This is a genomic window from Micromonospora sp. WMMD961, from assembly GCF_029626145.1.
In the GTDB taxonomy this organism is placed as follows: Bacteria; Actinomycetota; Actinomycetes; order Mycobacteriales; family Micromonosporaceae; genus Micromonospora.
In genome coordinates, this window is the sequence record NZ_JARUBJ010000002.1 from 6,873,506 (window position 1) to 6,892,243 (window position 18,738).

At 71.3% G+C, this 18,738-nt stretch carries 16 protein-coding genes; 5 read left to right on the plus strand and 11 right to left on the minus strand.

What is annotated here, in order from left to right; genetic code table 11:
- Positions 1-47: 47 nt before the first annotated feature.
- Both O7614_RS31520 and O7614_RS31525 read left to right on the plus strand, forming a co-directional pair.
- On the plus strand, positions 48-1,076 hold the full coding sequence (locus O7614_RS31520) for a hypothetical protein (RefSeq protein WP_278141990.1): 1,029 nt from the start codon (positions 48-50) through the stop codon (positions 1,074-1,076).
- A 189-nt stretch (positions 1,077-1,265) separates the two neighbouring features.
- Positions 1,266-2,195, plus strand: coding sequence for an AfsR/SARP family transcriptional regulator (locus O7614_RS31525; RefSeq protein ID WP_278141991.1), 930 nt, complete (start codon positions 1,266-1,268; stop codon positions 2,193-2,195).
- Here O7614_RS31525 and O7614_RS31530 read toward each other — a convergent pair.
- From O7614_RS31530 to O7614_RS31540, 3 genes are all read right to left on the minus strand, one after another.
- Positions 2,157-3,842: a vanadium-dependent haloperoxidase gene (locus O7614_RS31530; protein WP_278141992.1), complete on the minus strand. Its 1,686-nt coding sequence runs from the start codon at positions 3,840-3,842 to the stop codon at positions 2,157-2,159. The two genes, O7614_RS31525 and O7614_RS31530, sit on opposite strands and share 39 nt — an antisense overlap.
- A 69-nt stretch (positions 3,843-3,911) precedes the next feature.
- On the minus strand, positions 3,912-4,619 hold the full coding sequence (locus tag O7614_RS31535; RefSeq protein ID WP_278141993.1) for an HAD family hydrolase: 708 nt from the start codon (positions 4,617-4,619) through the stop codon (positions 3,912-3,914).
- Positions 4,620-4,632: 13 nt separating this feature from the next.
- A complete protein-coding gene (locus O7614_RS31540) occupies positions 4,633-5,589 on the minus strand; it encodes a DMT family transporter (protein ID WP_278141994.1) in 957 nt (318 codons plus the stop codon).
- Positions 5,590-5,674: 85 nt separating this feature from the next.
- On the opposite strand from O7614_RS31540, the gene O7614_RS31545 reads away from it, so the two are divergent.
- Positions 5,675-6,220, plus strand: a complete 546-nt coding sequence (locus tag O7614_RS31545) for a CGNR zinc finger domain-containing protein (RefSeq protein WP_269682087.1) — start codon at positions 5,675-5,677, stop codon at positions 6,218-6,220.
- On the opposite strand, the gene O7614_RS31550 is transcribed toward O7614_RS31545, so the two are convergent.
- The 3 genes from O7614_RS31550 to O7614_RS31560 all read right to left on the minus strand — a co-directional run bounded on the left by O7614_RS31550 (position 6,187) and on the right by O7614_RS31560 (position 7,916).
- Positions 6,187-6,762, minus strand: a complete 576-nt coding sequence (locus O7614_RS31550; protein ID WP_278141995.1) for a GNAT family N-acetyltransferase — start codon at positions 6,760-6,762, stop codon at positions 6,187-6,189. The two genes, O7614_RS31545 and O7614_RS31550, sit on opposite strands and share 34 nt — an antisense overlap.
- A gap of 168 nt (positions 6,763-6,930) precedes the next feature.
- Entirely contained in the window at positions 6,931-7,113 is a 183-nt protein-coding gene (locus tag O7614_RS31555; protein WP_278141996.1) for a DUF397 domain-containing protein, read from the minus strand.
- Positions 7,104-7,916 carry a helix-turn-helix transcriptional regulator gene (locus O7614_RS31560; RefSeq protein WP_278141997.1) on the minus strand — a complete coding sequence of 271 codons (813 nt, stop codon included), beginning with the start codon at positions 7,914-7,916 and terminating at the stop codon, positions 7,104-7,106. Before O7614_RS31560 ends, O7614_RS31555 begins: the two co-directional genes overlap by 10 nt.
- Before the next feature lie 657 nt (positions 7,917-8,573).
- Between O7614_RS31560 and O7614_RS31565 the strand changes: the two genes are divergently transcribed.
- The gene (locus tag O7614_RS31565; protein WP_278141998.1) at positions 8,574-8,927 is read left to right on the plus strand and encodes a hypothetical protein; all 354 of its coding nucleotides are present in this window, start codon (positions 8,574-8,576) and stop codon (positions 8,925-8,927) included.
- Here O7614_RS31565 and O7614_RS31570 read toward each other — a convergent pair.
- The 5 genes from O7614_RS31570 to O7614_RS31590 form a co-directional block, all read right to left on the minus strand.
- Complete coding sequence (locus O7614_RS31570) at positions 8,872-10,281, minus strand: class II fumarate hydratase (RefSeq protein ID WP_278141999.1); 1,410 nt, start codon at positions 10,279-10,281, stop codon at positions 8,872-8,874. The two genes, O7614_RS31565 and O7614_RS31570, sit on opposite strands and share 56 nt — an antisense overlap.
- 35 nt (positions 10,282-10,316) lie before the next feature.
- The gene (locus O7614_RS31575; protein ID WP_278142000.1) at positions 10,317-13,295 is read right to left on the minus strand and encodes a BTAD domain-containing putative transcriptional regulator; all 2,979 of its coding nucleotides are present in this window, start codon (positions 13,293-13,295) and stop codon (positions 10,317-10,319) included.
- 257 nt (positions 13,296-13,552) lie between these two features.
- Positions 13,553-15,220, minus strand: coding sequence for a fumarate hydratase (locus O7614_RS31580; protein ID WP_278142001.1), 1,668 nt, complete (start codon positions 15,218-15,220; stop codon positions 13,553-13,555).
- Between the two features lie 126 nt (positions 15,221-15,346).
- A complete protein-coding gene (locus O7614_RS31585; protein WP_278142446.1) occupies positions 15,347-16,756 on the minus strand; it encodes a PQQ-binding-like beta-propeller repeat protein in 1,410 nt (469 codons plus the stop codon).
- Positions 16,757-16,885: 129 nt separating this feature from the next.
- A complete protein-coding gene (locus O7614_RS31590) occupies positions 16,886-17,392 on the minus strand; it encodes an Lrp/AsnC family transcriptional regulator (RefSeq protein ID WP_278142002.1) in 507 nt (168 codons plus the stop codon).
- Between the two features lie 139 nt (positions 17,393-17,531).
- Here O7614_RS31590 and hppD point away from each other — a divergent pair, with 139 nt between their 5' ends.
- Positions 17,532-18,737: a 4-hydroxyphenylpyruvate dioxygenase gene (gene hppD / locus O7614_RS31595; RefSeq protein ID WP_278142003.1), complete on the plus strand. Its 1,206-nt coding sequence runs from the start codon at positions 17,532-17,534 to the stop codon at positions 18,735-18,737.
- Position 18,738: the final 1 nt, after the last annotated feature.

An 18,738-nucleotide genomic window follows, 5' to 3' on the forward strand; every position in this document is an offset into this window, starting at 1 on the left:
TCCACAGGGGTTTCGGCGGGCGATCGGCAGCCGTCACGCTGCTCGACATGCCACCTCGTCCGTACCGACCCGATGCCCTGACCTGGCAGGTCTTCCGCGGCTCCGACGCTGTCCGGGGCGGCCTGCTCACCGAGCACCAGTTGCGCAGCGCCGCCTGGGTGCGCCTACGCCACGACATCTACGCCGACGCACGGTTGGAACGGGACCACACCCTGGCCTGTCGCGCCGCCCTCCTCCGACTACCGCCGGGTGTGCTGGTCGGCGGCCCGTCGGCCGCCCACCTGCACGGCATCGAACACGCCGCCGCCTTCACTGAGGACGTGCACGTCCTCGTGCCCCGGCAGTTGCGGGTCGGCGCACAGCGTGGCCTCCGCGTACACGTCAACGCGTCCACCCCGATATCGACCATCAGCCCAACGCCACGGCGGGCTAGATGGCTACCCCGACCGGGTGCCGTGGCGGTCGGGGCGGGCGGCATCGTGGTGCCCGATCCGGGCCACGGGCTGAGGACGGCCACCGCAGTGCGGCCCAACTGGGCCTCGGGCGTGCCGATCCCGCGCTCGGCCCCCGGTCGAGCCGCCTGGGAGACGGCCGTCTGGCTCGATCCGGTCCGCGCGGTCGGGATCGTCGACTCGCTGCTCGGGCGGGGGTTGACCGACCGCGACGAGCTGGCCGCGATAGCGGGCCGGAACGCCCATCAGCACGGTGGGCGACGGGCGCGGTGGGTCTTCGACCTGGCCGACCCCGGGGCACAGTCTCCGCCGGAATCGCATTTGCGCGTACGGCTGGTGCTCGGCGGGCTGCCACGGCCGATCGCTCGACATCCGGTGCGCCTGCCCAACGGCGTCGTCGTGCACCCCGATCTGGCGTGGCGGGAATACCGGGTGGCGGTCGAGTACGACGGCCAGCGGCAGGCAGGCCGGGATCAGCCGCAGCGGGACCGTCGCACGCTCAATCTGCTCGTCGGCGCGGGCTGGCTGGTCCTGCTTGTCACCGGTCGCCGGCTGCACAGCGAGTTCCCGGCAGTGCTCGGCGAGGTACGCGCCGCGCTGCTCAGCCGCGGATGGCGACGGTGAGCACCGGGGCCGGGTCGATCGTCGCCGACCGCTGAGGAGCCGATCGGACCCTGACCGTAGGTCTCATTGTCATCGCATCGTGCAACTTCTATGGTTACTGCTGCTTGGCGTTCTCCTCGAAACGGGGGCTGGAGGACTGATGGGCTGCTGCCGTTTGCGTACCGTCCGCTGTGACTTGGTCCGGCCGGCATGAGATTCCGATTGTTGGGCCCGCTCACCGTTGAGGGGGCCGAGGATCCGTTGCGTCTTGATGGCAGGCGTCCTCGGGCCGTCCTGGCGTTCCTGCTCCTTGAGGCCGGTGCGCTGCTCCGGGTCGAGCAGATCGTCGACGCGGTATGGGGCGACGCGCCGCCCCGGACGGTGCGAACCCAGGTACACGCCCAGATCTCGGTGGCACGCCGGTGGCTGCGCGCACTGCCGGACGTACGGATCGTCACCCACGCCACCGGGTACGCGTTGCAGGTCGCCCCGTCGGACGTGGACGTGAGCGTGTTCCGGCAGCTCGTCCGGCAGGGTCGAACGCTCGCCGGGACCGGGCAGCCGGCCGAGGCAGCCGAGGCGTACCGGAGCGCCCTGGGTTTGCACCGGGGCGAACCACTCGTCGACATCGAGGCCCCGTTCGCCGCTGCCGCCGCTGCCCGGCTCGCCGACGAGCGTCTCGGCGCACTGGCCGAACTGATTGGCCTGGACCTCGCGGCGGGCCGGCACCACGACCTGATCCCGGCCCTGTCCGCGCTGGTCGAACGGCACCCGTGGCACGAGCCGCTCTGGTGCCATCTGCTGGTGGCGCTGAACCGGGCCGGCCGGCGCGGTGAGGCGATCCGCTGCTACCAGCGGGCCCGCCGGCTGTTCCGCGACGAGTTGGGCGTCGAGCCGGGGTCGGAGCTGACACTGGCCTACCGCTCGTTGCTGACCGGCGGGCCGGCCGCAGAGCTCTCCGGTGAGATGGCCCGCACCCTCAATCGACTCTCGGAGGCGGAGCGGATTCTCGGTGAGGTCCGGCAACAGCTCTCCCGCCTGGGGCTCGACGGGTGGGCGGCGCGGCCGAATCCGGTCGCGCCGCCCGTCCCGCCACGTTCGTCAGACGGTGGTGCAACTGACGCCGAAATTGCGGCGTGACCCGTCCCGTAGCAGCACGGAGAGGGTTTGGCCGCCTGGACCGCACGCCTTGCCGGGGTTGACGGTCACCTGGTAGCGGCCGTTGGTGAAGGCCAGGGTGCCGACGCTCGCTCCTGGTTGCCCGTTCCAGGTGATGCCCGTGACGGCTCCCAGGTCAGTGACCGGTGTGCCGCCGGCAGCGAGTTTGAACCCGAGGGTGAAGGCCCCTCCGGCGACCGCGTCCGGGTAGCTGCCACCCAGGTAGCTCTGCCCGTCGTAGAAACCGTCCAGGGTGTACGCGGGGACCGCCGGTCGGAGAAAGTTCCCGGCGACGTAGTTGGCCAGAGCCGTGCCGGACGACAGCCCTGCGTCGGCATCGAACTGGTAGTGCACCCCCAGGTAGATCCGGCTGCGGGCGTTCTCCACGGCCGCCAGGCTGAAGCTGGTGAAGGTGCGGGTCACCCCCACCGCGTGCGGATCCTCCGTGGTGCCGATGAAGCGGAAGGCGTCCGCGCCGAAGAAGCCCTTCATCGCCCCTGCCCAGGCAGCCCCAAAGGTGGCGTGCCCCGAGGTGTACGCGGGGAACGGCGGGGAGAAGCTCACGTTGTTGCGGTCGGCGGAGAGCGGCTTCCAGTTCGGGTCGGCGGCGGTGTCGTCCCGGTAGTCGGAGCCGGCGAGCTTGATCGCGGTCTCCGGCCGCCACAGGTCGACCGAGGTCTGATACTTGGTGTCCCAGGACACCACGGCGGCGTCGGCCATGGTGATCCCGACCAGGGCGAACAGGCGGGCGTTGCCAGCCTGGTTCAGCTGGGCGGCGGCGGACACGATCCGGGTGTGCGCGAAGAGCTGACCTGGCGGCTTGTAGGTGCCGTCCAGATCGTTCGCCCAGAACCAGGCGGCCTGGGTCTGGTCCGCGTTACGAGCGCTGCCGCTGGCCGCGCCGAAGCTCTTCACCTCGTTGACCTGGGCGGCATATTGCGGGCTGGCGAGCAGCGTGGCGTAGCTGGAGTAGCCAGCCGGCGGGCCGGGCCGGAACTGGGTGTTGGAGGTCATGGTGAACGGCCTGGTCAGCCCCCAGCTCGGCGTGGCGGGCTCGCCCGAGCCGGTGCGCCGCCACTGGCCGGGCACGGTGCCGTCGACGTAGGTGGAGGTGTCCGGTGCCCCGTCGCCGGCCCGGAAGCTGATCATCGCCTGGGCGCTGGCAACACCCATCCGCTGGCCCTCGGTACGCGCCGCGGAGTTGGGGATGCCCTCCTGCGCCGCGGTCAGGTCGGCGCTGAAGTTGATCGACGGATAGACGCTGCGCAGCGTGTCGTACGCAGCGTGGTCGATGGCGGTGGCGAGGTCGGGGGTGATCCCGGCCGTCGGGGTCACCTTGATCCGGTACGCCTGCCCGATGCACCGGTCCGCGCCCGTGGCGCAGAGCGCGGAGTTCGCGGCGTCATACATGGCGCCGTGCATCATGGCTCCGGCCCTGGCCAGCGGGCCGGGAGCCCCGCCGACCTGGCGGAAGGTCCGGAGCAGGACGTCGTTCCAGTAGAGCACGTGGTCAGCGGGGCCGGCGGCGTGCGCCGGGGCGGCGGGTACCACGACGGCGGTGATGCCGATGGTGAGGGCCGCGAGCGCCGTGGCGCCGCGGCGGCGGAGGGACAGTTGCAACCAGCCCATGGGACTCCTTGGTCAGAGGCCTCGTCGCCGCGGCTGATGACCGCGGCTGTCCCAGGCTGGGCGGGCTGACTACGCGTCCACTACGTCTTCGCTACGGGCAGCGACCAGTCTGTTCAGCGCTACCGGGAGCGCGTCCAGACCGGACACCTCTAGGTCGGGGGTCACCCCGGGCGGGAGTGGTCGGTTGAGCCGGTTGAGCCAGATCCCCCGCAGCCCGGCGCGCTGCGGGCCGACCACGTCGTGCTCGGGCGAGTCTCCGACGTACGCGATGCTGGCCGGCGGCACACCGGCGGCCTGGACTACCGCAGCGTAGAACGCGGGGTCGGGCTTCTTGGGCAGGCCGTTCTCGTGCGCGTACACCTCGAAGGCGAACTCACCGGCGAGCCCGCAGCGTTCGGCGCGGCTGTTGCCGTTGGTGGCGAAGCCCAGCGCGTACCGGGTGCGCAGGGTCGCCAGCGCCGGCGCGACGTCCGGGAAGGGCCGGGTGAGGGCGAACCGCCGGGCGAAGAAGAGGGCGGCGATCTCGTCCAGGTGATCGTCGAGGCCGGCTCGGGCCAGCGACCGGGCGAGGGCGGCGCGGCGGATCTCCATCACCGGGGCGGCGCTCAGCTCGCCGAAGACCGCCCCCCAGTCCGACTCCAGTTCGGCGAGCGACACGCCGGCCGCGGCGGGTGTGCGCCGCCGCATCTCGTCGAGGACGGCCACCAGCCCGCCGGTCACCGCCGGGCGTAGATCCAGCAGGGTCTCGTCGGCGTCGAACACCACGTGGGTCAGCACGGCATCCACTGTCTCACCGGGCGTTGCCGGCCAGCACGGGCTCGGGGGTAGCGGGCACGGGCGAGCCGCGCAGTTCGTCGAGGCGCACCAGCGCGACCCCGGCGACGATCAACGCGCCGCCGAACAGTTGCCAGCCGGTGGGCAGTTCGTTCAGGAAGAGCCAGGCGATCAGCACCGCGAACAGCACCTCGGTCAGCCCGACGAACGACGACAGCCGGGGGCCGAGGATGCGGGTGCCGGCGATCCCGGCCAGGTACGCGATGACGGCGGCCACCAGCGACAGCCCGGCGATGGGTACCAACCAGCTGGTGGGCTGCCCGGCGAAGGTGACGTCGCCGAAGGTGGCGTGCAGCGGCAGCAGGCCGGTCAGCCCGACGAGGAGCAGCACGGCGGCACCGACGGCCATTCCACCGCTGGCCATGGCGACCGAGGGCAGCCGGGGGTCGACCCGGCCGGCGAGCACGAAGTAGCCGGCCAGGCCGAACGCCGCGCCCAACCCCCAGAGCACGCCCACCGGGTGGAAGTCGGCGGTGCCGGCGAGGTCGAGAACGAACACCAGCCCGACCAGGGCGGCCACCGATCCGGCCACGGTGAGCCGGCGGGGTCGCTGCCCGTGCCGCAACCACATCCAGGCCACGACGAGAATGATGCCGAGGTATTCGAGCAACAGAGCGACACCGACGGGCAGGTAGCGCACGGCGTTGAAGAAGCAGACCTGGGCCAGGGCCACCCCGAGGAGCCCGAACATCGCGATCGCCGAGGCGTTGCTCCGCAGCACGGACCACCTGCCGCGCAGCGACAGCAGGGCGGGGATCGCCAGCACCAGGGCGGCCACGCCGACCCGGGCGATCACCGCCGACTCGGCCGACCAGCCGGCCTCGATGAGTGACCGCGCGAAGGTGCCGGAGGTCGCGAAGGTGACGGCGGAGAGCACCGCCAACGCGGCGCCGGCAGCAGGTCGTGAGTGCATGTCGCGCTCCTCGGGTCGGCACCGTGTCATGACCAAACTATTCTTGTGCTGATGACGCTAGGCGTCCGCCATGACAGGAGTCAAGATGCTATTCGCTCATGACACCGAATGTTCGTTGATCGCCACCGCCGCGCTGGTCAACACCGCGGGCCGGGACGGCGAACTGCTGCCCGACGTCGCCGCGCTGGACGCGTTCTTCGTCCGCCACTCCTACAGCGGACGGCACGAGCACACCGACGCCGAGCTGCGCGCCGTGAAGGAGTTGCGCCCCCAACTGCGCCGCATCTGGCACGCCGAGCCGCCCGAGATCGTCGCGCTGGTCAACGGCCTGCTGCTGGAGCACAAGGCGTTACCCCAGCTCATCGAGCACGACGACGAGCCGTACCACCTGCACGCCGTTCCCCGCGACGCTCCGCTGGCGACCCGGATCGCGGTGGAGGCGGCGATGGCCATGGCGGACCTGGTCCGTTCGCGGGAACTGAGCAGGTTGCGCATCTGCGAGTATCCGGACTGCGACAACGTCGTCGTCGACCTGTCCCGCAACCGGTCGCGGCGGTTCTGCGAGGCCGGTTGCGGCAACCGCGCCGCCGTGACCGCCTACCGTGCCCGCCGCGCCGCCGGCCGCTCCTGAACCACCTCGTACTCCACCTCGCCGTGCTCGGTGCCTGGAATCGGGTCGTCCCACTGCAGGTGGAACGTGCGCACGTGGCGCAGCCCGGCCTTCGCCATCACCCGCCGGGACCGTTCGTTGACCGCCATCGTCTCGGCCCAGACCCGCCGCACCCCGACGGTGTCGAAGGCGTACCGGACCAGCGCCCGCGACCCCTCGGTCGCCAGCCCGCGCCCCCACGTCGAGCGGCGCAGCCGGTAGCCCAACTCGGCCTCGGTGCCGTCCGCCGACGGGTCGAGCGCGAACCACCCCAGGAACTCGCCGGACTCCCGATCGAGCGCCGCCCAGCGCCCCAACCCGGGATGCCGCTCGTACTGGGCCAGCAACCTCGGCAACTGCTCGTCCCGGACCGTCGCCAGCGCAGTGGCCACCCCACCGCTGAGGAACCGCATCACCTCGGGGTCGCTGTCCAGCTCGACCAGCGCGTCCACGTCGCCCATGGTCAACCGCCGAAACCGCAGCCGCGCGGTCCCCGCAGGAACCACCAGGTCACCGCCATCCACGACCGGATCATTCCGCCGCGCCACCCCACCGTCGACCCGTTTACCCGGGCCCACCCGCAAGATCCGCGCAACATCGGCGAATCTGCTGCCTCCGGCGCCGCCGAAGCAGCAACATCGGCGAAGTTGCGCGCGGTAACCCCGACCGCCGCCGCGCGCGAGGCAGTCGGGTCAGCGCGGGGGCGCGACCACGAAGAGCCGCCAGGAGTACGCGTCGACAACGAGCACGGGCCCGTCCGGGTCCTTGCTGTCTCGCACCCCGACCACGCCCCCGAGATTCGTAGCCACCTCGACGCACATGTTGTCCTGGTTGCTGCGGCTGCTCTTGCGCCAGTCAGCGCCGATCAACTCCACGACTCGGCCACCTCGCTCAGCAACTCGACGGACGCCTGCGGGGGCAGGGCTTCGCCCAGGGTGGCCTCCCAGACCCGTTGCAACCGCAGCAGATCCCCTGGCTGGTCCAGTTCCTGGCCACGAACCTGGCACTCCAGGTAGGCCAGCTCCGTGCCGTCGGGCAGGGTGGCCAGCGAGAACTGCCCGCCGAGCCCCGGGTACTCCTCGGCGGATCGCGGCACCACGTGCAGCCGGACCCGAGGGTGGCTAGTGGCGATGCCCGCCAGGTGCATTGCCTGATCGCGCATCACCTTCCGGCCGCCCACCCGTCGGCGCAACACCGCCTCATCCAGCACCGCCACGATGTGCGGCGACCGTTCGCTGTAGAGCACCTGCTGGCGGTCCATCCGGTCGGCCAGCCGCCGGTCGACTTCCTCGGCATCGAGCAGGCCACCCGCCTCGAAGACCGCCCGCGCGTAGGCCTCGGTCTGAAAGAGCCCGGGCACGTAGCGGTGCTCATACCACCGGACCGTGCGCGCCTGCTCAAGGATCGCCTGCCAGCCCCGTAGCCAGGGCTGGGCCCGGTCCAGGCTCACCAACTCGGTCGACATTCGGCCGAAGAGGCCGCCGGTGTCCAGGGCACGGTCGACGAGTTCCAGGTACTTCCCGGTGGGCGGCTGTTGACCCAACTCGACGGCGCTGACCATCGACGCCGAGTAGTTGACCGCCTTCGCCAACTCGTCCTGACTCCACCCTCGCCGGACCCGCGCCCGACGCAGCTCCGCGATCAGGAACGCCGCCGCCGTCATCTGCCCATCGGCCATGCCAGCCGCCCTCCACCCCGCCGACGATGAAATCCAGCCGACCAACAGAACCCGCGCAGCCCGAGAACAGGGCAACCACGACAGGTCGGCCGAACCCTTCCGACCGTAGTCGTCTGATCACCAGACTGTGAAGCGCGGCGCCGCTCCCCGCCCCCCGGGTCCTGCGGCATCGCACGGGACCGCCCGCTCCCCCGTGCCGGGCGGTCCCACTCCCGGACGAAGCAGACCGACGCCCGAAGATCGCGCTCGATCCTGGAAGTAGTGGGGTCCTGACGGGAACAGGCCACTACATCAAGGATCGAGCACGATCTTGTACGGCCCGACCGACGACGCACGGCAGAGCGCGGCGAGGCACTGCCTGCGAGGCGGCCCATGTAACGCCACCCCACGCGCCGCAACCCACACGCCGCAACCCACACGCCGCAACCCACACGCCGCAACCCCACGCGCCGCGACCCACGCGCCGCAACCCCACGCCGCAACCCCACGCGCCGAGACCCACGCGCCGCGCCCACACGCCGCAACCCCACGCCGCGCCCACACGCCGCAACCCCACGCCGCGACCACACGCCGCAACCCCACGCGCCGCGACCCGCGCCAGGCGACGCTCGCGGGGGTGATGTCACAGACGAGTCAGCTCGAAAGGACGACAACACCATGTCCCCGACCACCCTGGACGACCGGGCGACGACGGCCCGCCGACCGCACCTGCCACTGCGCCCGCTCTGGCTCTGCCGGGTCTGTGCCGCCCCGTGGCCCTGCCCGGTCGCCCGGCTCACCCTCTGTCAGGAGTACGCCCACGACCGGATCGCGTTGAGCGTCTACCTGTGCACGGTGCTGCACGACGCGGCTGCCGACCTGTACCGGCTCAACCCGCACGACGGGCCGGACCCCGCCGCGCTCTACGCCCGTTTCCTCGGCTGGGCGGCACCACGCGGTGACCTCGCCGAGCAGGTCAGGGGTGGGTCATCCGGAGCAGGTCCAGCGTCTCGTCCAACTGGGTCTCGGTGAGCTTGCCCGAGTCGACGTGCCCCCGGGAGATCACCACCTCGCGGATCGAGGTCTGCTTGGCCAGCGCCTCCTTGGCGATCGACGCGGCCTCGTCGTACCCCAGGTAGCGGTTGAGCGGGGTGACGATCGACGGTGAGCCCTCGGCGTACGCCAGGCAGACCTCGGCGTCCGCGACCAGGCCGACCACCAGCCGGTCGGCGAACAGCCGGCTCACCGCGGACAGCAAGCGGATCGACTCCAGCAGGTTGCGACCCATCACGGGGAGCATCACGTTCAGCTCGAAGTCGCCCTGCGAGCCGGCGAAGCTCACTGTCGCGTCGTTGCCGATGACCTGGGCGCAGACCTGCCGCATCGCCTCCGCGACGACCGGGTTGACCTTGCCGGGCATGATCGACGATCCCGGCTGAAGGTCGGGGATGCGCAGCTCACGCAGGCCGGCGCGGGGGCCGGAACCCATCCAGCGGATGTCATTGGCGATCTTGTAAAGGCCGATCGCCAGGGTGCGTAGCTGCCCCGAGGTCTCCACCAGAGCGTCCCGGGCACCCTGCGCCTCGAAGTGGTTGCGCGCCTCGGACAGCGGCAACCCCGTCGACTCGCGCAGTTTGTCGATCACCGCTGCGGCGAACCCGAGCGGGGTGTTGATCCCGGTGCCGACGGCGGTGCCGCCGAGCGGCAGCTCGGCCAGTCGCGGCAACGAGCCCTCCAACCGTTCGACGCCGTAGCGGACCTGGGCGGCGTACCCACCGAACTCCTGGCCCAGGGTGACCGGCGTGGCGTCCATCAGGTGCGTGCGACCGGCCTTCACCACCGTCTCGAACTCCGCCGCCTTGGCCTCCAGTGCGGCGGCGAGGTGGTTCAGCGACGGCAGCAGGTCCTCCACGATGAACTGGGTGGCGGCCAGGTGGATCGAGGACGGGAAGACGTCGTTGCTGGACTGGGAGGCGTTGACGTGGTCGTTCGGGTGCACCGGCGAGCCCAGCTCGCGGCTGGCCAGGGTGGCGATCACCTCGTTGGTGTTCATGTTCGACGACGTTCCCGAGCCGGTCTGGAACACGTCCACCGGGAACTGGTCGTCGTAGCCACCGTCGGCGACGTGCGCGGCGGCGGCGGCGATCGCAGCGGCCACGTTCGCGTCGATCACACCAAGGTCGCCGTTGACCTCGGCCGCCGCGCCCTTGATCTGCGCGAGCGCCTTGATCTGGGCCGGCTCGATCCCACGGCCGGAGATCGGGAAGTTCTGCACCGCGCGCTGGGTCTGCGCCCGCCACAGCGCCTCGGCGGGCACCTCCACCTCGCCCATCGAGTCGCGTTCGATGCGGTAACCGGTCGCGTCTGGAGTCGTCACGCGTACCATCCTGCCGCGCCGGTCGCCGAACCGCAGATGATCCGTCAGCCCAACTCGGCCAGCAGCCGTTCCACGTCGTGCTGGTCCGGCGACTCGACCTCCCGGTACAGGGACAGCGCCCGGGTCGCGTGCTCACGCGCCACAGCCGGATCGGTGGGAGCCAGGCAGCGGGCGATGCCCTCCAACGCCCGGGCCCGCTCATAGCGAACACCCAGCCTGGTGGTGTCGGCCAGGACCCGGCGGTACAGGTCGAGCGCGCTGGTCGTGTCCCCCTGGTCCAGGATCGCGCGGGCCAGCAGGTTGCGCGAGCCGCACTGGGCAGCGCGGTCCCCCACCTCGGTCATCGCGACGAGCGCCGCCCGGTGCAGGTCGGCTGCGCGTTCCGGGCGACCGGCCTCCCGTTCCATCATCCCGATCTCGTTGAGCACCTCGCCCTCACCGAAGCGGGCACCGACCTGTCGCTTGACGTGCAGCGCCACCCTCAGCAGCCGGCTGGCCGGCCCCACGTCGCCCATCCGGTGCCGGATCATCCCGAGGTGCCCGAGTGCGTTGCCGAGGCGGCGCAGGTCGCCGACCTCGCGGGCGATCCCCAGGTGCCGCCGGGCGGTGCGCAGCGCGTCGTCGGGTCGGCCCCACAGCAGCAGGGTCATCGTCAGGTTGTTGAGTTCGTTCGCCAGCGCGCCCATGTCGCGCATCCGCGTCGCCAGCGCCCGAGCGGCTTCGTAGCACTCCTGGGCCCGGCGGAACTGGAAGCTGACGGCATACGAGGTACCCAGATTGCCCAGAGTGTTGCGGTACTCGCGGCGCAGACCGAGCCGGCGGAAGATGTCGAGCGCCCTCTCCATCAACCGGATCGACTCCGGAAAGTTCCCCAGCCGGTAGTACGCCGAGGCGAGATAGTTGAGCATCGTCGCCACCGCGCGGTCGTCGCCCAGCTCCTCGGCGGCGCGCAGACCGGCCGAGTGCGTCTCGACCAACTCGTCGAGGCGACCGTCCTCGAACTGGGCGTGCCAGCAGGCCCTCGCCAACTGCCAGCAGTAGCGGAGGAACCCCTCGGTCTCCGCCAGCCGGACCAGGGCGACCCACAGGGCAAGGTTCTCGTCCAGCCAGGCGCGCCCCTGCTCGGCGGCGACCGTGACCAGGTCGGCGCGGATCGGCGCCGTCACCACGATCAGCGAATGCGCCGAGGTGAGCTCCCTCGTGCGCGCGATCACCGTGGCTACGTGCATGTGGTGGTCGAGGAGACGCTCGATGCCGTCCCGCCGCTCGACTGCCCGCTCCGGCTCGGCCACCAGGGTTCGCGCGTACTCGCGGACCAGGTCGTGCAACCGGTACCGACCCGGCTCCGCCTCCTCCACCAGGTGGGCGTCGACCAACTCGTCCAGCAGGTCCTGCGCGTCCGGCAGGGGCAGCTCGGCGAGGACGGCGGCGACCGCGTTGTCGAACCGTACCCCCGGGTGTAGGCCCAGCAGCCGGAACGCGCGCTGCGCCGCCGGCGACACCTGGGCGTACGAGAGGGCGAAGGCCCGACCGACGGACCGGTCGCCCACTTCGAACTCGGCCAACGGATCGCGGCGGGAGACCAGGCGCTCGGCCAGGTCGGCGATGCGCCAACGGGGCCGGTGCGCCAACCGGGCACCGGCCAGCCGAATCGCGAGAGGCAGGTGGCCACAGCGGCGGACCACCTCGGCGGCGGCCTCCGGCTCGGCCGCAACCCGATCCACACCGACCACGTGCCCGAGCAGCTCGACGGCCTCGTCGGTGTCCAGCACGGGCAACGACGACGGCCGTCCCTCGTCCACGCCGACGAGCCGACGACGGCTCGTGATCAGGACCAGGCACTGCGAGCCGTTGGGCAGCAGCGGGATCACCTGGTCGGCGGTCGCCGCGTTGTCCAACAGCAGCAAGGCCCGCCGGCCCGCCAGCTCACTGCGCCAGAGCGCCAACCGGTCGTCCTGGGTCGCCGGCACCCGCTCGGCGGGCACACCGAGCTGCCGCAGCAGCGTGGCCACCGCCGCCGCCGGTGTCAACGGGGTGCGCTCGCTGTGCCCGTGCAGGTCGATGTAGAGCTGGGCGTCCGGGTAGTCGCTGGCGAGGGCCGTGGCGATGCGTACCGCCAGGGTCGTCTTCCCACTGCCGGCCATGCCGTCGATCAGCTGGATCCGCGCGCCGGCCTCCACCTCCTTGACCAGGCGGGCCAGGGTTTGTTGCCGGCCGGTGAAGTCGCCGATCGCCCTGGGCAGTGAGCGGACCGGCGTGACCGCCCGGGTCTCCCGGCCGGTCAGTGCCAGGTCACCAGCGAGCACCCGCTGGTGCAGCTCCTGCAGTTCGGCGCCCGGCTCGATGCCCAGCTCGTCGGCGTAGAGCCGCCGGCCCTGTCGGTAGGCCGCGAGCGCGTCAGCCTGCCGACCGACCGAGGAGAGCGCGAGCATCAACTGACCGCGCAGTCGCTCCCGCAGGGGGTGCTGATCGACGCACTCGGCGAGCTCGTCGATCAGCTCCGTGGCCTGCCCGAGGCGCAACTCGACGTCGACGCACTCCTCCAGCGCGGTGAGGCGCTGCTCGTCCAGCGTCTGTGCGCGACGGCGGACGCTGCCGCTCGGGATGCCGCCGAGGGCCGGCCCTCGCCACAGGGCCAGAGCGGCACGGTATTCGGTACGCGCGTCGAGCAGGCGACCGGCCGCGTTGGCGGTACGGGCCGCCTCCACGCCACCCGTGAAGACCTGAGCGTCCAGGTCGGTGGGTGCGATGCGGATGCCGTACCCGACCGGGTCGGTGACGATGGTCTCCGGCACCAGCCCTAGCTCGGCGAACCGGCGACGCAACCGCGACACGCAGGTCTGCAACTGGGCCCGGGCGGTGGCCGGTGGCCGCTCCTCCCACACCGCGTCGACGAGTTCGTCGACCGGTACGAGCCGGCCGGCCCGCAACAGCAGCATGGCGAGCACGATCCGGTCGCGTCCCGCGGTGACAGTGGACTCGCCACCGCCGACCCGCAGGGGCCCCAGGATCCCGAACCGCATCTGCTCCCCCGCACTCCTGCCGCAACTTCCAGCAGCGTAGTCCGGCGGTCACAGATCGCCGCAGCCAGACGATAGTGATCTGAGAGCGGATCGACAGCGGTGCGCACAAGACTCGCTGCGGTTGTCGGTGACGACATCCGACGGGGGCGGTGCGCCCGTCCCACCCCGGTGGGGCGGGCGTACCGATGTCGGCAGAGCACGGACGACAGAAGGGGTGCCGAGCGAGTTCGCCCGGCACCCCTTCGCGTACGCGTCGGTCAGCGGCGGCCGACGGTGAGCACCGGTTTGGTGACCTCGGCGAAGAAGTCGTTGCCCTTGTCGTCGACCACGATGAAGGCGGGGAAGTCCTCCACCTCGATCTTCCAGACCGCCTCCATGCCCAGCTCCGCGTATTCGAGGACCTCGACGTGCTTGATGCAGTCTTGGGCGAGGCGGGCGGCGGGGCCGCCGATCGAGCCGAGGTAGAAACCGCCGTGCTGCTGGCAGGAGCGGGTCACCTGACCGGAGCGGTTGCCCTTGGCCAGCATCACCTGGGAGCCACCAGCGGCCTGGAACTTCTCCACGTAGGCGTCCATCCGGCCGGCGGTGGTCGGGCCGAAGGAGCCGGAAGCGTACCCCTCGGGGGTCTTTGCCGGGCCGGCGTAGTAGACCGCGTGGTCGCGCAGGTACTGCGGCATCGGCTCGCCGGCGTCCAACCGCTCGGCGATCTTGGCGTGCGCGATGTCCCGGGCCACCACGAGCGGGCCGGACAGCGACAGCCGGGTCTTCACCGGGTACTTGGACAGCTCGGCGCGGATCTCGTCCATCGGTCGGTTCAGGTCGACCCGTACGACCAACTCGGCGTCGAGCGAGTCGTCGGTGACGTCGGGCAGGAAACGCGCCGGGTCGGTTTCGAGCCGCTCCAGCCACACGCCCGACGGGGTGATCTTGGCGACCGCCTGCCGGTCCGCCGAACAGGAGACGGCGATCGCCACCGGGCAGGACGCGCCGTGCCGGGGCAACCGGACCACCCGCACGTCGTGGCAGAAGTACCGGCCGCCGAACTGCGCGCCGATGCCGAAGTTGCGGGTCAGCTCCAGCACCTCCGCCTCCAGCTCGAGGTCACGGAAGCCGTGCGCGCTCATCGAGCCCTGCGTCGGGAGGGCGTCCAGGTACTTCGCGGAGGCGTACTTCGCGGTCTTCAGGGCGTACTCGGCGGAGGTGCCGCCGATGACGATGGCCAGGTGGTACGGCGGGCAGGCGGCGGTGCCGATCAGCCGCAGCTTCTCCTCCAGGAACTGCATCATCCGCGTCGGGTTGAGCAGCGCCTTGGTCTCCTGGTAGAGGTACGACTTGTTGGCCGAGCCGCCGCCCTTGGCCATGAACAGGAACTTGTACGCGTCCGGGTGCCCGTCCGGGTCCTCGGCGTACAGCTCCACCTGCGCCGGCAGGTTGCTGCCGGTGTTCCGCTCGTCCCACATGGTCAGCGGGGCGAGCTGCGAGTAGCGCAGGTTGAGTTTGGTGTACGCCTGGTAGACGCCCCGGGAGATGGCCTCGGCATCGGCACCGTCGGTCAGTACGTGCCGACCACGCTTGCCCATCACGATCGCGGTGCCGGTGTCCTGGCACATCGGCAACACACCGCCGGCGGCGATGTTGGCGTTGCGCAGCAGGTCCAACGCGACGAACCGGTCGTTCGGAGAGGCGGCCGGGTCGTCGATGATCGCCCGGAGCTGCGCCAGATGCGCGGGGCGCAGGAAGTGCGCGATGTCGTGCATCGCCTCGGCGGTCAGCGCGGTGAGCGCGGCCGGCTCCACGGTCAGGAACCGGCGGCCTCCCGGCCCGTGTACGACGTCCACACCCTCGTCGGTGACCAGGCGGTAGTCCGTCTGGTCCGGGCCGGTCGGCAGCAGAGGGGCGTACGAGAATGCGGCGGCACTGCTCATGAGCGGCAAGCCTAGGGCAGACCGGTCGATCACTCCCACCCGCCGGGCGCGTCCTGGGACGCCGCTCTCATCCACCGGGGATTGACACGCTGCGCCGCCGGCTCGATCAGCCGGCGAGGCGCCTGCTCAGCCGTCCTTACCGCCGTCCGGCTCGGGGCAGAGCTCCCCCTTCGGCCCGCAGTCGCCGTTGTTCTGCCCACCGGGGCCAGTACCACCCGGTCTGGGATTCCCACCGTCGCCGGGTGGGCGGGCGGGCGAGCCGCCGGTCGCGCCGAACCGGACGTACCCGATCTCCCGGCCCTCACCGATGATCATGCCCTGCGACCCGACCGCGAGGGCGTTCGCCGAGGTACGCAGGACAGCCAACTCCCGACCGCTGCGCGGGTCCACCGCGACCAGCCGGGACGGCTTCTCATCGGCCACCACCGCCGCGTACGGGGTGAGCGCGGCACCGGCCTTGCCACTGGCCGGGCGGGTCCAGAGGACCTTGTCGGTGCCCAGCTCACGAGCGACCACCGAGCGCTTGTCGGCAGCCCGGAACACCGCCTGACGGTCGTCCACCGCGATCAACTTGGTGCCCGGCTCGCCGACCCAGAGCAGCCGCCCGTCGTACCCGTCGATGACCGCCTCGCGACCGTCCGGGCCCACACCGATCAGCACGTTCCGCGCGCCCTGCGGGTCCTCCCGCTGTACGCAGCCGGCGGAGTCGGCGGTACGCAGGTTGACCCCGGCCCGCTGCCAGGCCTCCTGCCCGGTCGCGGGGTCGCGGGCGGAGATGGCGAAGTAGCAGGCGCCGTCCTGGGAACGGGCCGCGATCCGCAGCATCCGTCCGCCCACCACCGACAGCCGCTCGTCCCGGCCGGGCTCGACGTTCTGCAACACCCGGCCGGTGGCGGTGTCGACCACGTGCACCCGTCCGTCCACCGGGAAACCGATCAGCGGCGGCGCGGCCTCCGCCCCGGCCACCCCGTCGTCGATCCGGGTGGCGGTCAGCCGGCGGGTGCCGCGCAGGCCCGGGTTGTCGGCGAGCAGGCCGCTGTGCACCCCGGGCAGGAAGGCCGTCCACAGGGGTGCGGTGCCGCGCGGATCCCACGCGCTCAGCGTGCAGTCGGTGGCGTCCGTGCACCGCGCGTCGAGGAGCAGGTTGCGGTACGTCCACACGGCCACCGCGTCGTCGTCGCGTCGCCGGGTCGCGCCGGTGGCCGGGTCGAGCAGCTCGTACCCCTTGACCAGGAGCTTGCCGACGGCGACGACCGGGTCCCGGTCACCGCCGGCCACCGCCGACCAGTCCGCCTTGCGTTCCCAGAGCTGGGCGCCGGTGGCCAGGCTTCGGGCCTCGACCCGGGTGCGCTGCTCGACCACGACGGCGTCGCCGGCGATGGTCACGCTGCGCGGAGTGCCGCCCACGCGTTGCTGCCACACCACGTCGGGCTCGGAGATGGGTTCGCTGCGGTCCACCCACTCCCACAGGCCCGGGAAGGGGTTCCACACGCCGGTCGCGGCGAGGGCGACGACCACGGCGAGGCCGAGCAGCAGCCCACCGCGCACGCTCCCCTTCGCCACCCGCACACCGTAGCCACGTTCGCGGATCTTCCGTACGCCCGCGCCGCCGTGTCGCCGCGCTTTCTGGCCCGGAAGGAAGGGCCCCTTCCTATACCGGAAGCGTTAGGAAGGGGCCCTTCCTTCGGTCCGAACGGCGCTGCGCACCAGCGGCAGCGTGCGATAGGGGATCTGCTCGGCCAACGCGATGATCGTCGACGCGCGGGTGATGCCGGCGGACGACACGATCTGGTCGATGACCCGTTGCAGGTCGGTGTTGGAGCGGGCCACGATCCGGCAGAGCAGGTCGCTGGAGCCGGTGATGGTGTGCGCCTCCAGCACCTCGGGGATCGCGGCGAGGTGAGCGGTGACCGGGTCGTGGCCGTGCCGCTGGCTGATTTCGAGGGTGACGAAGCTGGTCACCCCGAACCCGATCGCGGCCGGTGCGATCTCGGGGCCGAAGCCCTCGATGACCCGCCGCTCCACCAGCTTGTCCAGCCGGGCCTGCACGGTGCCCCGGGCTACCCCGAGCCGCCGGGAACACTCCAGCACCCCGATCCGCGGCTCCTCGGTGAGCAGTTCGATCAAGCGCACGTCGAGCCCGTCGAGCTGTACATTCTGCTCACCATTCATGGGTGGAGACCATACCGAATGCGCAACCTGACCAGCACTTCCGTTGACAGTTGCCCACCCGGTGCCGGGCCAGCGATCCTCGCCACAAGAACCGACAAGGGCGGCCCACGAGGCCGGCCGGTACGCGAGGGAGCCCACCATGACCCAGGCGATCGACCGACCCCAGTCGACCGAGGACGTCGACGTCGACCGGCTCGTCGGCGCCGTCGACCACGACATCAGCCGTGACCCGTTCCCGGTCCGGGGTCTCGACCACGTGCACTTCCTGGTCGGCAACGCCAAGCAGGCCGCGCACTACTACTCGACCGCGTTCGGCATGACCTGCGTGGCGTACCGTGGCCCCGAGCAGGGCTACCGGGACCACGCCCAGTACGTGCTGACCAGCGGTTCGGCTCGCTTCGTGCTGACCGGCGCGGTGCGCCCGGACGCCGAGGGCGCCGACCACGTGGCCCGGCACAGCGACGGGATCAGCGACATCGCGCTGGAGGTCCCGGACGTGGACGCCGCGTACGCCCACGCCATCGCGCAGGGCGCCACCAGCGTGGTCGAGCCGCACGAGGTGACCGACGAGCACGGCACGGTCCGGATGGCCGCCATCGCCGCGTACGGCGACACCCGGCACACCCTGGTCGACAGGTCCCGTTACAGCGGCCCGTTCCTGCCCGGCTTCGTGGCCCGTGGCCCGATCGTGGACCGCCAGCCGATGATCGCCGCCGGCATCCAGCCGAAGCGCTTCTTCCAGGCCGTCGACCACGTGGTCGGCAACGTGGAGCTGGGCCGGATGGACGAGTGGGTCGAGTTCTACAAGCGGGTGATGGGCTTCTCCAACATGGCGGAGTTCGTCGGCGACGACATCGCCACCGACTACTCGGCGCTGATGAGCAAGGTCGTGGCGAACGGCACCCGCAAGGTGAAGTTCCCGCTCAACGAGCCGGCTATCGCCCGCAAGAAGTCGCAGATCGACGAGTACCTGGAGTTCTACCAGGGCCCGGGAGCGCAGCACATCGCCGTCGCCACCAACGACATCCTGGCCAGCGTCGACGCGATGCGCGCCGCCGGTCTGGAGTTCCTGGACACCCCGGACTCGTACTACGACGACCCGGAGCTGCGCGAGCGCATCGGCAACGTCCGGGTGCCGATCGAGGAGCTGAAGGCCCGCAAGATCCTGGTCGACCGGGACGAGGACGGCTACCTGCTCCAGATCTTCACCAAGCCGGTGCAGGACCGCCCCACGGTCTTCTTCGAGCTGATCGAGCGGCACGGCTCGCTCGGCTTCGGCAAGGGCAACTTCAAGGCGCTGTTCCAGGCGATCGAGCGCGAGCAGGAAGCCCGCGGCAACCTGTAAC

Coding starts and splice junctions, on each gene's coding strand:
- O7614_RS31575 (WP_278142000.1), bottom strand. CDS start 13,295: ATGCGGTTCGGGATCCTGGGGCCCCTGCGGGTCGGCGGTGGCGAGTCC.
- O7614_RS31540 (WP_278141994.1), bottom strand. CDS start 5,589: ATGCACTCACGACCTGCTGCCGGCGCCGCGTTGGCGGTGCTCTCCGCC.
- O7614_RS31560 (WP_278141997.1), bottom strand. CDS start 7,916: ATGGCCGATGGGCAGATGACGGCGGCGGCGTTCCTGATCGCGGAGCTG.
- O7614_RS31545 (WP_269682087.1), top strand. CDS start 5,675: ATGCTATTCGCTCATGACACCGAATGTTCGTTGATCGCCACCGCCGCG.
- O7614_RS31590 (WP_278142002.1), bottom strand. CDS start 17,392: ATGAATGGTGAGCAGAATGTACAGCTCGACGGGCTCGACGTGCGCTTG.
- O7614_RS31570 (WP_278141999.1), bottom strand. CDS start 10,281: ATGGTACGCGTGACGACTCCAGACGCGACCGGTTACCGCATCGAACGC.
- O7614_RS31520 (WP_278141990.1), top strand. CDS start 48: ATGCCACCTCGTCCGTACCGACCCGATGCCCTGACCTGGCAGGTCTTC.
- hppD (WP_278142003.1), top strand. CDS start 17,532: ATGACCCAGGCGATCGACCGACCCCAGTCGACCGAGGACGTCGACGTC.
- O7614_RS31565 (WP_278141998.1), top strand. CDS start 8,574: ATGTCCCCGACCACCCTGGACGACCGGGCGACGACGGCCCGCCGACCG.
- O7614_RS31580 (WP_278142001.1), bottom strand. CDS start 15,220: ATGAGCAGTGCCGCCGCATTCTCGTACGCCCCTCTGCTGCCGACCGGC.
- O7614_RS31530 (WP_278141992.1), bottom strand. CDS start 3,842: ATGGGCTGGTTGCAACTGTCCCTCCGCCGCCGCGGCGCCACGGCGCTC.
- O7614_RS31525 (WP_278141991.1), top strand. CDS start 1,266: ATGAGATTCCGATTGTTGGGCCCGCTCACCGTTGAGGGGGCCGAGGAT.